Source organism: Streptomyces sp. CB01580, assembly GCF_001905795.1.
Taxonomy (GTDB): Bacteria; Actinomycetota; Actinomycetes; order Streptomycetales; family Streptomycetaceae; genus Streptomyces.
Genome location: NZ_LIXJ01000020.1, coordinates 197,646 through 210,689 on the forward strand (window position 1 = coordinate 197,646; position 13,044 = coordinate 210,689).

Annotated in this window: 11 protein-coding genes; 1 reads left to right on the plus strand and 10 read right to left on the minus strand. The window is 71.8% G+C overall.

The genetic code is table 11. The features are described from left to right. Nucleotides 1–11: 11 nt before the first annotated feature. The 10 genes from murG to AMK22_RS39625 all read right to left on the minus strand — a co-directional run bounded on the left by murG (nucleotide 12) and on the right by AMK22_RS39625 (nucleotide 12,279). Nucleotides 12–1,106, minus strand: coding sequence for an undecaprenyldiphospho-muramoylpentapeptide beta-N-acetylglucosaminyltransferase (gene murG / locus AMK22_RS25980; protein ID WP_073788823.1), 1,095 nt, complete (start codon nucleotides 1,104–1,106; stop codon nucleotides 12–14). Nucleotides 1,107–1,112: 6 nt separating this feature from the next. Continuing rightward, complete coding sequence (gene ftsW / locus AMK22_RS25985; protein ID WP_079186403.1) at nucleotides 1,113–2,558, minus strand: putative lipid II flippase FtsW; 1,446 nt, start codon at nucleotides 2,556–2,558, stop codon at nucleotides 1,113–1,115. A gap of 100 nt (nucleotides 2,559–2,658) precedes the next feature. Next, nucleotides 2,659–4,092, minus strand: a complete 1,434-nt coding sequence (gene murD, locus AMK22_RS25990) for a UDP-N-acetylmuramoyl-L-alanine--D-glutamate ligase (protein ID WP_242434134.1) — start codon at nucleotides 4,090–4,092, stop codon at nucleotides 2,659–2,661. Then, entirely contained in the window at nucleotides 4,074–5,144 is a 1,071-nt protein-coding gene (mraY, locus tag AMK22_RS25995; protein ID WP_073788827.1) for a phospho-N-acetylmuramoyl-pentapeptide-transferase, read from the minus strand. The genes murD and mraY overlap by 19 nt, the downstream gene beginning before the upstream one ends. After that, entirely contained in the window at nucleotides 5,141–6,547 is a 1,407-nt protein-coding gene (locus tag AMK22_RS26000) for a UDP-N-acetylmuramoyl-tripeptide--D-alanyl-D-alanine ligase (protein ID WP_073788829.1), read from the minus strand. The genes mraY and AMK22_RS26000 overlap by 4 nt, the downstream gene beginning before the upstream one ends. 4 nt (nucleotides 6,548–6,551) lie before the next feature. Further along, entirely contained in the window at nucleotides 6,552–8,279 is a 1,728-nt protein-coding gene (locus AMK22_RS26005; RefSeq protein ID WP_073788831.1) for a UDP-N-acetylmuramoyl-L-alanyl-D-glutamate--2,6-diaminopimelate ligase, read from the minus strand. Between the two features lie 17 nt (nucleotides 8,280–8,296). Continuing rightward, on the minus strand, nucleotides 8,297–10,279 hold the full coding sequence (locus AMK22_RS26010) for a peptidoglycan D,D-transpeptidase FtsI family protein (RefSeq protein ID WP_073788832.1): 1,983 nt from the start codon (nucleotides 10,277–10,279) through the stop codon (nucleotides 8,297–8,299). Between the two features lie 4 nt (nucleotides 10,280–10,283). Further along, nucleotides 10,284–10,874 (minus strand): FtsB family cell division protein, encoded by a 591-nt coding sequence (locus AMK22_RS26015; RefSeq protein ID WP_073788834.1) that lies wholly within the window; start codon nucleotides 10,872–10,874, stop codon nucleotides 10,284–10,286. Nucleotides 10,875–10,923: 49 nt separating this feature from the next. Continuing rightward, nucleotides 10,924–11,889, minus strand: a complete 966-nt coding sequence (gene rsmH, locus AMK22_RS26020) for a 16S rRNA (cytosine(1402)-N(4))-methyltransferase RsmH (RefSeq protein WP_073788835.1) — start codon at nucleotides 11,887–11,889, stop codon at nucleotides 10,924–10,926. A gap of 225 nt (nucleotides 11,890–12,114) precedes the next feature. Further along, complete coding sequence (locus AMK22_RS39625; protein ID WP_158072079.1) at nucleotides 12,115–12,279, minus strand: hypothetical protein; 165 nt, start codon at nucleotides 12,277–12,279, stop codon at nucleotides 12,115–12,117. Between AMK22_RS39625 and AMK22_RS26025 the strand changes: the two genes are divergently transcribed. Further along, nucleotides 12,278–12,841: a beta-class carbonic anhydrase gene (locus tag AMK22_RS26025; RefSeq protein ID WP_073788837.1), complete on the plus strand. Its 564-nt coding sequence runs from the start codon at nucleotides 12,278–12,280 to the stop codon at nucleotides 12,839–12,841. The genes AMK22_RS39625 and AMK22_RS26025 overlap by 2 nt on opposite strands. Nucleotides 12,842–13,044 lie beyond the last annotated feature (203 nt).

Here is a 13,044-nt window from a genome sequence, read left to right on the forward strand (position 1 = left end):
ACCCGTCCGCCTCACGCGCCTCGGCGTGCGGCAATCGCCTCGTACACCATGCCGACGAGCAGGTCGTCGGCGTCCCTGCGGCCGAACTCGGCGGCGGCGCGGGACATTTCGTACAGCCGGTGCGGATCGGCGAGCACCGGCAGGACGTTGCCCTGCACCCACTCGGGGGTGAGCGCCGCGTCGTCCACCAGCAGTCCGCCGCCCGCGTTCACCACCGGCTGCGCGTTGAGCCGCTGTTCGCCGTTGCCGATGGGCAGCGGCACATAGGCGGCGGGCAGTCCGACGGCGGAGAGCTCGGCGACGGTCATCGCGCCCGCGCGGCAGAGCATCATGTCGGCCGCCGCGTACGCGAGGTCCATCCGGTCCACGTACGGTACCGGGTTGTACGGCGGCATACCGGGCATGTTGTCGACGTGCGGCAGTTCGTTCTTCGGGCCGACCACGTGCAGGATCTGGATCCCGGAACGCTGGAGCAGCGGGGCGACGCGCTGGACCACCTCGTTGAGGCGGCGCGCGCCCTGGGAGCCGCCGGAGACCAGCAGCGTCGGCAGGTTGGGGTCCAGGCCGAAGGTGGCGCGCGCCTCGGGACGGACCCGGGCACGGTCCAGGGTGGCGATGGTCCGGCGCAGCGGGATGCCGATGTAGCGGGCGCCGCGGAGCTTGCTGTCGGGGGTGGAGACGGCGACCCCGTGGGCGTACCGCGAACCGATCTTGTTGGCCAGACCGGGCCGGGCATTGGCCTCGTGGACGACGATCGGCACACCGGCGCGCTTGGCCGCCAGATAGCCGGGCAGGGCGACGTAGCCGCCGAAGCCGACCACGCAGTCCGCCTTGGTGCGCTCCAGGACCTGCTCGGCGGCCTTGATGGTGCCGCGCAGCCGTCCCGGGACGGTGATCAGTTCCGGGGTGGGCTTGCGCGGCAACGGTACGGCCGGGATGAGGGCGAGTTCGTACCCCCGCTCGGGTACGAGCCTGGTCTCGAGTCCGCGCTCCGTGCCGAGGGCAGTGATCCCCACGGTCGGGTCCTGCCTGCGCAGGGCGTCCGCGAGGGCGAGCGCGGGCTCGATGTGGCCGGCGGTCCCCCCGCCGGCGAGTACGACATGCACCGAAATTCACCGCTCTCCGGACGGACGCTTCTTGACGCGCCGTCTCATCGTCTTCCATCTCACCCCGGGCCTCCGCATGGCCAGGGCCGCCTTCGCGGCGGGTTCCTCTCGCGCGAACGCGATCAGCAGCCCGACGGCGAACATGGTCGGCAGCAGGGCCGACCCTCCGTAGGAGAACAGCGGGAGCGGGACACCGGCGATCGGCAGCAGGCCGAGCACCGCACCGATGTTGATCACGAACTGCACCATGATCCAGGTGGTCACGCCTCCCGCGGCGTACCTCACGAAGGGGTCCTCCGTGCGTCCGGCCACGCGGATACTCGCATAGCCTAGAGCCGCGAAGAGAGCGAGCACCGACAGCGTCCCGGCCAGCCCCAGTTCCTCCCCGGTGATGGCGAAGATGAAGTCGGTGTGCGGTTCAGGCAGTTGACCCCATTTTTCCACACTCGCGCCGAGCCCGGAACCGAACCATCCGCCGGAGGCCAGGGCGTAGATGCCGTGCACGGCCTGCCAGCACGAGTCGTCGGGGCCCGGGTCTGTGGCGCCCACGCAGGCGAGCCGGGACATCCGGTTCGGGCTGGTCTTGATCAGCACGAAGGCGATCACGGTGGCGAAGGCGAGCACCCCGCCGAAGAGCCGGGTGGGGGCGCCCGCCAGCCAGAGCAGTCCGAACAGGATCGCCGTGAGAATGATCGCAGTGCCCATGTCACCGCCGAGCATGATCAGCCCGAGGAGCAGGAAGGCCACCGGGACGAGCGGCACGAGCATGTGCTTCCACTGCGTGAGCAGTTGCTTGTCCTGTTTGCGGGCGAGCAGGTCGGCGCCCCACAGGACCAGCGCGAGCTTGCCGAACTCGCTGGGCTGGAGCTGGAAGGGGCCGCCCAGCGAGAGCCAGTTCTGGTTGCCGTTGATCGACATCCCTATCCCCGGCACCTGGACCAGCGCCATCAGGAAGACGGCTCCCAGGAGCAGCGGGTAGGACAGCGCCCGGTGGAGCTTGACGGGCATCCGCGCGGCGACCGCCATCAGAACGGCTCCGATGACGGCGGCGAGGAACTGCTTGCGGAAGAAGTAGCCGCCGGGCTTGTTCAGCTCCAGGGCCTTGATCATCGAGGCGGAGTAGACCATCACCAGGCCGAGCACGGTGATCAGCAGGCCGGCGCCCAGGATCAGGTAGTACGCGGTCAGGGGGCGGTCCCAGGCCCGCCGTGCCCGCTCGTACAGCCGCCGTGCCGCGCCGCCGCGAGGGGCTCGGGGCGAACCGGTGGTACGGCCCTTGGGGCGGGGTGCGGCGGGGCGCCGGGGACCGGTGGCGGAGCGGACCCGCAGGAGGGGTCCGAGGGGTGCCCCGGCGCCCGCGGGCAGGGGCGGGGCGAGTGCCCGGCTGATCGCCGCGGGGACCCGTGGGCGGTTCCCACGGGCCACTGCGGCAGAGCTCTCTTCGGCCGGCATTGTCGCTGTCCCCTCCACGAATGTGCGTGCCCGGGGCCGCCGCCGAGGGCCGGGCGCCCGCGCCCGGTCGTGCGGACGGCACGGCGCGGGGGCCGGCCCGTCAGTCGCTCTCGGCTGCGAGCGCGCGGACCGCGTCCGCGAACGCCTCGCCCCGCTTGTTGTAGTTGACGAACATGTCCATCGAGGCGCAGGCCGGGGCCAGCAGGACGGTGTCCCCCGGCCCGGCGAGCCGGGCCGCCTCGCGGACCGCCTCGGACATCGCCCCAGTGTCGGTCCGGTCGAGGTCGACCACCGGGACCTCGGGGGCGTGTCGCGCGAGGGCTTCGCGGATCAGCGCCCGGTCCCGGCCCATCAGCACCACGCCCCGCAGCCGCCCGGCGGCCCCGGTCACCAGTTCGTCGAAGGCGGCGCCCTTGGCGAGGCCGCCGGCGATCCACACGATCGGGTCGTAGGCGGCGAGGGACGCCTCTGCGGCGTGGGTGTTGGTGGCCTTGGAGTCGTCGACATAGGCGACGTCCGCGACGTCCGCGACGTGCTCGATGCGGTGCGGGTCGGGGCGGAAGGCCCGCAGGCCGTCCCGTACCGCCGCGGGCTCGACGCCGAAGGCGCGGGCCAGGGCCGCCGCCGCCAGGGCGTTGGCGACGTTGTGCGGGGCGGCCGGGACGACGTCGGAGACCTCGGCGAGCTCCTGGGCCTGCTCGTGCCGGTTCTCCACGAAGGCCCGGTCGACGAGGATGCCGTCGACGACACCCAGCTGGGAGGGGCCCGGCGTGCCCAGGGTGAAGCCGATGGCGCGACAGCCCTCCTCGACGTCCGCCTCGCGGACCAGGTCCTCGGTCGCCTTCTGAGCCGCGTTGTAGACGCAGGCGACGCGGTTGCCCTCGTAGATCCGGCCCTTGTCGGCGGCGTACGCCTCCATGGAGCCGTGCCAGTCGAGGTGGTCGGGGGCGAGGTTGAGGACGGCCGCGGAGTGGGCGCGCAGCGAGGGCGCCCAGTGCAGCTGGTAGCTGGACAGTTCGACGGCGAGGACGTCGTACTCCTCGTCGCCGAGGACGGCGTCGAGGAGGGAGACGCCGATGTTGCCGACGGCCGCGGTGCGCAGCCCGGCCGCCTCCAGGATGGAGGCGAGCATCCGTACGGTCGTGGTCTTGCCGTTCGTGCCGGTGACCGCGAGCCAGGGCGCGGCGCCGGGGCCGCGCAGCCGCCAGGCGAGTTCGACATCGCCCCAGACCGGAACGCCCGCCTCGGCGGCCGCGGCGAACAGCGGCTTGTCGGGCCTCCAGCCGGGGGCGGTGACGACGAGCTCGGTGGACTCGGGCAGGGTCGCCCCGTCGCCGAGGCGGACGGTGATGCCCTCGGCCTCCAGTTCGGCGGCCTGTGTGCGGGAGCGCTCGTCGTCCCCGTCGTTGACGACCGTGACGACGGCGCCGAGGCCGTGCAGCGCGCGGGCCGCGGGGATTCCGGAGACGCCCAGTCCGGCGACGGTGACGTGCTTGCCCTGCCAGTCCACTGTGCTCACTTCTCGGCTGCCCATCCCGCGTAGAAGAGTCCGAGGCCGACGATCACGCACATGCCCTGGATGATCCAGAAGCGGACCACCACAAGGACCTCGGACCACCCCTTTAGTTCGAAGTGGTGCTGGAGCGGTGCCATCCGGAAGACCCGCTTGCCGGTCATCTTGAAGGAACCGACCTGGATGACCACGGACATGGTGATCATCACGAAGAGACCGCCGAGGACGGCCAGCAGGAACTCCGTGCGGGAGCAGATCGCCAGGCCGGACAGCGCGCCGCCGAGGGCGAGCGAGCCGGTGTCGCCCATGAAGATCTTGGCGGGCGAGGTGTTCCACCACAGGAAGCCGAAGCAGGCGCCCATCAGCGCGGAGGCGACCACGGCGAGGTCGAGCGGATCTCGTACCTGGAAACAGGCGTTGGGGTTGGTCAGGGCCTTCGCGTTGGCACAGGACTCCTGGAACTGCCACAGCCCGATGAAGGTGTACGCGCCAAAGACCATCACGGACGCGCCGGTGGCCAGGCCGTCCAGGCCGTCCGTGAGGTTCACGCCGTTGGACATGGCGAGGATCATGAACAGGGCCCAGACGACGAACAGCACCGGGCCGATCGACCAGCCGAAGTCCGTGACGAACGACAGCTTCATGGAGGCTGGGGTGTTGCCGCGACCGTCGGCGAACTGGAGCGAGAGCACCGCGAAGGCGACACCGACGATCAGCTGGCCCGCCATCTTCGCCTTGGCCCGCAGACCCAGCGAGCGCTGCTTGACGATCTTGATGTAGTCGTCGAGAAAGCCGACGAGGCCCATGCCGGCCATCAGGAAGAGCACCAGAATGCCCGAGAAGGTCATCGGCTCGCCGGTGATCACCTTCGTCAGGAAGTACGCGATGATCGTGGCCAGGATGAAGGCGATCCCACCCATGGTGGGGGTGCCCTTCTTGGACCCGTGGGTGCGCGGGCCGTCGTCCCGGATGAACTGGCCGTATCCCTTGCGGGCCAGCAGCTTGATCAGCAGCGGAGTTCCGACCAGGGTCAGGAAGAGCCCGATGGCCCCCGCGAACAGGATCTGCCTCATCGGCCGGCGACCTCGCCCTCGGACGCGTTCTCCAGCAGTGCCATGGCGACCTGCTCCAGGCCGACCGACCGGGACGCCTTCACCAGCACGACGTCTCCCGGGCGCAGTTCACTGCGCAACAGGTCGACCGCAGCCTGTGCGTCGGACACGTGCACCGACTCCTCACCCCACGAACCCTCGTTGTATGCGCCCAGTTGCAGCCAGGAGGCCTCTTTGCCCCCCACCGCGACGAGCTTGCTGACGTTGAGCCGGACGGCGAGCCGTCCGACCGCGTCGTGCTCGGCGAGCGAGGCGTCGCCCAGCTCGGCCATGGGGCCGAGCACCGCCCACGTACGACGGCCCCTCCCCATGGCGGCCAGTGCGCGCAGCGCTGCCTTCATGGATTCGGGGTTCGCGTTGTAGGCGTCGTTGACGATCGTCACGCCGTCCGGACGCTCGGTGACCTCCATGCGCCAGCGGGAGAGGGTGCCCGCCTCGGAGAGCCCTTCGGCGATCTCGTCTGCGGACAGGCCCAGCTCATGGGCGACGGCGGCCGCGGCGAGCGCGTTCGACACGTGGTGCTCACCGTACAGGCGCATCGTCACATCACTGCACCCGGTGGGTGTGTGGAGCGTGAAAGCGGGGCGGCCGTCGTCGGTGAGACGTACGTTCTCGCCCCGTACGTCCGCTTCCGCGGCCTCGCCGAAGAGCAGCACCCGTGCCTTCGTGCGGGAGGTCATGGCGCGGACGAGCGGGTCGTCGGCGTTGAGCACGGCGACGCCGTCCTCGGGCAGGGACTCGACCATCTCGCCCTTCGCCCGGGCGATCTGCTCCCGGCCGCCGAACTCCCCGATGTGGGCGGTGCCGACGTTGAGGACGAGGCCGATCCGGGGCGGGACGAGACCGGTGAGGTAGCGGATGTCGCCGATGTAGCGCGCGCCCATCTCCAGGACGAGGTGCCGGGTCTCCTCGGTGGCGCGCAACGCGGTCAGCGGCAGGCCGATCTCGTTGTTGAGGTTGCCCGCCGGATAGACGGTGGGGCCCTTGCGTTCGAGGAGTTGGGCGATGACGTCCTTGGTGGAGGTCTTGCCCGCGGAGCCGGTGAGGGCGACGACGGTGGTGCCGAGGCGGCCGACTACGGTGCGGGCGAGCGCGCCGAGCGCGGCCACGACGTCGTCGACGACGATCGCCGGAACACCGACGGGGCGGGCGGCCAGCACGGCTGCCGCGCCCGCCTCGACGGCGCGCTGCGCGTAGTCGTGGCCGTCGACCCGCTCTCCGACGAAGGCGGCGAACAGGCTGCCCTGCTCCACCTCTCGGGAGTCGATGACGACGGGCCCGCTGACGACCGCTGCCTGATCGGGTATGTCGTGTGGCTGCCCGCCGACGATTTCGGCGATCTCGGCGAGGGAAAGGGCGATCACTTGGTCATCCCTGACTGTTGTTCTCGTGGGTGTGGGCGCGGTCGGCGGCCCCGGAGGTGCCGCCGTGTCCCAGGGAGCGTTCGATGGCCGCGCGCAGGACCACGCGGTCGTCGAAGGGGCGTACCACGCCATGGATGTCCTGCCCCTGCTCGTGGCCCTTGCCGGCGACCAGCACGGTGTCACCGGGCTCGGCTCGGGCGACCGCGGCGGCGATGGCGGCGGCCCGGTCGGCGTCGACCAGGACGTCGCCCCGCTCGTGGACGGGCACCTCGGCGGCGCCCGCGAGCATGGCGGCGAGGATTCCGAGCGGGTCCTCGGAACGGGGGTTGTCCGAAGTCAGTACGGCGGTGTCGGCGAGCCGGGCCGCGGCTGCGCCCATCGGGCCGCGCTTGGTGGTGTCGCGGTCGCCGCCGCAGCCGAGGACGACGTGCAGCCTGCCCCGGGTGACCTTGCGCAGCGAACGGAGCACGGACTCGACGGCATCGGTCTTGTGCGCGTAGTCGACGACGGCGAGGTAGTCCTGTCCGGCGTCGACGCGCTCCAGCCGCCCGGGGACGCCGGGGACGGCGGCGACGCCGTCGGCCGCGGTCTGCGGGTCGAGGCCCGCGACGGCCAGCGTGACGACGGCGGCGAGGGCGTTGGCCACGTTGAACGGGCCGGGCAGCGGGGCCCTGGCGGCGATCCGCTCGTCCTTGGGGCCGACGACGGTGAACGTGGAGCCCAGCGGGCCGACCTCGACGTCCTCGGCACGCCAGTCGGCGTCCGGGTGGCCCTCGGCGGAGAAGGTGACGACCGGGACCGAGGCCTCGGCGACCAGCCTGCGGCCGTAGGCGTCGTCGAAGTTGACGACGCCCTGCCGACTGCGGCGCGGGGTGAAGAGCTGCGCCTTGGCCTGGAAGTAGTCCTCCATCCCGGAGTGGAACTCCATGTGCTCCGGGCTGAGGTTGTTGAAGACCGCGACGTCGAAGACGCATCCGTCGACCCGGCCGAGGACCAGCGCATGGCTGGAGACCTCCATGGTCACCGCGTCGACCCCGCGCTCGCGCATCACGGCGAGCAGCGCCTGGAGGTCGGTGGCCTCGGGGGTGGTGCGCTCGGACTTGATGCGTTCGTCGCCGATTCGCGTCTCGACCGTGCCGATCAGGCCGGTGGCCCGGGCGGCGGCGCGCAGGCCGCCCTCGACGAGGTACGCGGTGGTGGTCTTCCCGGAGGTTCCGGTGATGCCGATCCGCAGGAGGTCCTCGCCGGGACGTCCGTAGATCTCGGCGGCGAGTTCGCCCATACGGGCGCGCGGGTCCTCGGTGACCAGGACCGGCAGTCCGGTGGCGGCGGCGCGCTCGGCTCCGGCCGGGTCGGTGAGGACCGCCGCGGCTCCGAGGCCGGCCGCCTGGGCGGCGAAGTCGGCGCCGTGGAAGCGGGCACCCGGCAGAGCGGCGTAGACGTCGCCGGGGCGGACCGCCCGGGAGTCGTGGGTGATGCCGGTGACCTCGGCGGTCCCCGGCGGCTCGACTCCCAGCCGGGCTGCCAGCTCACCGAGCGGCGTCGGCCTGAGCCGATCCGGGCGGGGCGCTCCCGGCTGGTTCACGGGGGCGGCCTTCTGGGTGGTTTGGAACTGATCAGCGTGGGGCACGGCGGTGAGCGTACCGGGCTCACCCGGCCTCTCGCGAAGTGAGGGGCCGGGGTCCCGGTGGTTCCCGTTCCGGTTCCCGGGATCGGGGGTGATGGTCGTCACTGATCGGTTCCCCGTGTTCACTGGCCGGGATCGAAGGACACCGGCAGCCTGGCCGGCGGCCGGCCGGACGGCGGGGTCTGGAGGGTCTTCAGCGCGAACTCCATGACCTTCTTGTAGATCGGCCCGCAGATCTGGCCGCCGAAGTAGCTGCCCCTGGTGGGGTTCTGGATCGCGCAGTAGACGGTGATCTGCGGGTCGTCGGCCGGTGCGAAGCCCGCGAAGGACGCGGTGTATCCGCGGTAGCCGCCGCGTACGGGATCGACCCGGTTGGCCGTACCGGTCTTGCCCGCCACCCGGTAGCCGGGGATCTTCGCCTTCGTCCCGGTGCCCTCCTCGTCGCCGACCACCGACTCCAGCATGGCGGCGAGCGTCTTGGCGGTCTTCTCGCTGACCACCCGGGTCTTCTTCGGCTCGGGCGCGGACTCGAAGCGCCCGTCGGGGCCCTTGGCGCCGCGTACCAGCGTGGGGGCGATGCGGACGCCGCCGTTCGCGATCGTCGAGTAGATGGAGGCCGCCTGCATCGCGTTGACCGAGAGGCCCTGGCCGAACGGGATCGTGTACTGCTGCGAGGTCGACCAGTCCCCGGGCTTGGCGAGGATGCCGGGGGTCTCGCCCGGGTAGCCGAGTCCGGTCGGCGAGCCGATCCCGAACTTGCGCAGGTAGGAGTAGAGGACCCGGTTGGCCTCGGCCTGCGTCCCGCCGAGTTCGCCGGTGGCCAGGATGGTGCCGATGTTGCTGGACTTGGCGAGTACGCCGTTGAGCGTCAGGTACCAGGTGGCGTGGTCGATGTCGTCCTTGAAGAGCCGGTCGCCGCGGTGCAGCCGGTTCGGGACGGTGACGTGGGTGCCGGGGCCGGCGACGCCCTCCTCCAGCACGGCGGCCATGGACATGACCTTGCTGGTGGAGCCGGGTTCGTAGGCGTCCTGGAGCGCCGCGTTGCCCAGGGAGGCCGCATCGGCCTTCGAGAGGTCGTTGGGGTCGAAGCCGGGCGCGTTGGCCATGGCGAGGACCTCGCCGGTCCTGGTGTTCTGCACGACGACGTAGCCGCGGTCCGCCTTGGACTTCTTCACCTGGGCGGTGATGGCCTGCTGGGCGGCCCACTGGATGTCGCGGTCGATGGTCAGCTCGATGTCGGAGCCGGGCACGGCCGGGACCTCCTTGGTGCCCGCGGTGGGCACCCTCCGGCCGCCGGACTGGGCGTAGCTGATCGTGCCGTCCTCGCCCGCGAGCTGCTTGTTCAGCTGCGCCTCCAGGCCGCCCGCGCCCTTGCCCTCGGCGTTGACGTAGCCCAGTATCCCGGCGGCGAGTCCCCCGTTGGGATAGACCCGCTTGGTGGTCGCCTCCTGGAAGACGCCCGCCAGCACATTGCCCCCGGGGCCGCCCGCCGCCTTGTCCTTGGCCGCCTTCTCGGCGAAGACGGACTTGAGGTCCCTGATCTGGTTCCAGACCTGCGGGGTCTGCCGGCGGGCCAGGACGGCGTAGCGGCCCTTACCGGTCAGCTTGGCGGTCAGCTCGGTGGCGTCGGCGCCGAGGATCGGGGCGAGGAGTTCGGCCGCCTGCCGGGGCGCGTCGGGGATCTTGCTGAACTCGGGCGTGAACATCGACGGGTCCGCGGTGATGTCGTACGCGTCGACGCTGGTGGCCAGCGCGACGCCGCGGCGGTCGGTGATCCGGCCGCGCTCGGCGGCGACGGTGTGCTTGAAGTAGCGGTTCACCTCGGCCTTGGCCGCGTACGCGTTGGCGTCGACGGCCTGGACCTGGAGGAGCCGGACCACGAACACCAGCATGACGAGCGTCAGGGTGAGGCCGACCAGGCGGAGGCGGGGGCGCGGGCTGCCGAGCCGCAGGCGGCGCGCGGGGCGGTTGCGGGGCGCGCGGGAGCGGGACGCGGGGGGCGCGGACCTGCGGGGGGCGGGCCGGGGGCGGCCCTTGCCTCCCGCGGAGCCGCGCGGGCGTGCGGGGCCGGGGACCCGGCGGCGCGGTGGTTCCTTGGGCGGCACTGCGTCACCTGCCGGGGCTCGTCGAGGGCTGGTCCGCCGGGGTGCTCGGCCCGGTGGACGGGTTCGGGGCGGCGCCCGTGGGGATGGCGCCCGTGGGAACGGCCGTCGCCGAGGGGGTGGGCGAGGCCGGTACCGGGTCGGTGGCCCGCGCGGTCGCGGTCGCCGTCCCGGAGGCAGGGGGGACGGGCTTGCGCGGCGGTGCGGTGGTGGGCTCGGGGATCGGTTCGGCGGTGGCCTCGTCGGGTACGCCCCGCACCTTGCCGTTCGGGCCGAGGAAGGCGGGGCTGCCACCGGGCACCATGCCCAGTTCGCGGGCCCGTCGCTCCAGCGCGTCCGGCCTGGAGAGGCCGTCGACGTCGTGCTGGAGTGCCTGCTCCTCGTCGGTCAGCTCGGTGGTCCGCTTCTTCAGCTCGCTCAGCTTGAACGATCCTTCGTTGATGGCCGAGTTGAGCATCAGGAGCGCGATCAGACCACCGCCGAGGAGCAGGACGACGAGCAGGACGAAGGGGGTACGGGCCGCAGTGCTGGGGCCGGACGGCATCAGCCGGGCGAGCCGCGCGGCCCGCACCCTCGCCTGCCGGGCCGGTCCGCTCACCGTGCCGCCCCGCTCGTCGCCGCTGTCGGGGCCCCGGGACGCCGGGTGCTCATCGCTCGTCCTCGCGGATCCGCTCGGCGCCGCGCAGCCGGGCGGGGGCGGCGCGACGGTTCTCGGCGACCTCCTCCTCCGTGGGCAGCTCCGCGCCGCGCGTCAGCAGCTTCAGCCGGGGCTGGTAGCGCTCGGGCACGACGGGCAGTCCGGGCGGTGCCGTGGTGGCGGCGCCCGCCGCGAAGACCTGCTTGACCAGCCTGTCCTCCAGCGAGTGGTACGAGAGGACGGCGATGCGTCCGCCGACCGCGAGGCTCCGCACCGCGGCCGGAATGGCCCGTTCCAGGACGGCGAGCTCGCCGTTGACCTCGATGCGCAGCGCCTGGAACGTGCGCTTGGCGGGGTTGCCCCCGGTGCGCTTGGCGGCCTGCGGCAGCGCGTCACGGATCAGCTCGACGAGCCGGGCGCTGTTGCTGAACGGCTCCTTCTCGCGCTCGCGCACGATCGCCGAGACGATCCGCTTGGCCTGCTTCTCCTCGCCGTACGCGCGCAGGATCCGGACCAGTTCGCCCGGGGGGTAGGTGTTGAGGACCTCTGCGGCGCTGACGCCCGTGGTCTGGTCCATGCGCATGTCGAGCGGGGCGTCCTGGGCGTAGGCGAAGCCGCGGTCGGCCTCGTCCAGCTGCATGGAGGAGACGCCGAGGTCGAACAGGACGCCCTGGACCTTCGGGACGCCGAGCCTGGCGAGCACCTCGGGCAGTTCGTCGTAGACCGCGTGCACCAGGGTGGCCCGGTCGCCGTACGGGGCGAGTCGCTCGCCGGAGAGCCGCAGCGCCTCCTTGTCCCGGTCGAGGGCGATCAGCCGCGCCGAGGGGAACGCCGAGAGCAGCGCCTCGCTGTGCCCGCCGAGGCCGAGGGTGCAGTCGACGACCACGGGATGCTGCGGCTCCGATGCCTCCAGAGCAGGGGCCAACAGGTCCAGGCACCGCTGGAGCATCACCGGGACGTGTCGGGTCTGGCTCATGCGCCCTCTCAGGCTCAGGTCCGGTGCGACGGACGTACGGGCGGGTCCCCGCCCGCTCGGAAGGGGAGGCCGTCCGGCGCCGGGGAAGGGGCACCGGGCGACCGTCGAGCGGGAGAGGGCCGGACCGTACGTACGCGGCACACGGGGGAATTCCACGGAATGTGCGGGGTGTCGTAACTTCCCGTCACTTTAGTCCACCCTGCCATTCGATCGATTCCCGATCAATCAGCCGGACAGCGCGTCGCCGGGCCCCTCGTCCACCTGGTCCTTCACCCGGTGGAATGAACTGTTGTGAGACTTGTGGGTTACCTCACAACAGAAGTCGTTGACGTTCTTTGTCCCCTTCCACAGCACGACGCGGCCGGGCGCGGGAGATAACGTCGTAGCCATGTCGACTTCCGCGCACTCCCCCGCCGGGCCCTCCGCACCTGTTGCCGCCCCGGACCGCACCGGGGGCACGGTCACCGACCGCCTGGTCGAGGCGAACGTCCGGTACGCCGCAGATTTCGAGGACCCGGGCATGGACGCCAAGCCGGTCCTGCACGTCGCCGTGGTCGCGTGCATGGACGCCCGGCTCGACCTGCACGACGCGCTCGGTCTCGCGCTCGGCGACTGCCACACCATTCGCAACGCGGGCGGTGTGGTCACCGACGACGTCATCCGTTCGCTGACCATCAGCCAGCGGGCGCTCGGCACCCGCAGCATCGTCCTGATCCACCACACGAATTGCGGTCTGGAATCGATCACCGAGGAATTCCGCCAGGAACTGGAGGCGGAGGTCGGACAGCGTCCGGTCTGGGCGGTGGAGGCGTACAAGGACGCCGATCAGGACGTGCGGCAGTCGATGCAGCGCGTGCGCACCTCGCCGTTCCTTCTGCACACGGACGACGTCCGCGGTTTCGTCTTCGACGTGACGACCGGCCTGCTGCGCGAGGTGCTCCCCGTCGCCTGACCGCCCCCCGACCGTCAGGGCCGACTTCCCGCCGTCAGGGCCGCCTCCTTGCCGTCAGGGCCACATCCTGGACGTCCGGACGGCCTCCCGTCCCCTCGGACGGCCCCTGTGGATCCCGATGAAACCCATCGAACCCGACATACCGCCCCGAGTTGTCCACAGGCGAGTGACACGAAGCGATAACGGCACAAGAATGCGCGTGT

Coding starts and splice junctions, on each gene's coding strand:
- ftsW (WP_079186403.1), bottom strand. CDS start 2,558: ATGCCGGCCGAAGAGAGCTCTGCCGCAGTGGCCCGTGGGAACCGCCCA.
- murD (WP_242434134.1), bottom strand. CDS start 4,092: ATGGGCAGCCGAGAAGTGAGCACAGTGGACTGGCAGGGCAAGCACGTC.
- mraY (WP_073788827.1), bottom strand. CDS start 5,144: ATGAGGCAGATCCTGTTCGCGGGGGCCATCGGGCTCTTCCTGACCCTG.
- rsmH (WP_073788835.1), bottom strand. CDS start 11,889: ATGAGCCAGACCCGACACGTCCCGGTGATGCTCCAGCGGTGCCTGGAC.
- AMK22_RS26025 (WP_073788837.1), top strand. CDS start 12,278: ATGTCGACTTCCGCGCACTCCCCCGCCGGGCCCTCCGCACCTGTTGCC.
- AMK22_RS39625 (WP_158072079.1), bottom strand. CDS start 12,279: ATGGCTACGACGTTATCTCCCGCGCCCGGCCGCGTCGTGCTGTGGAAG.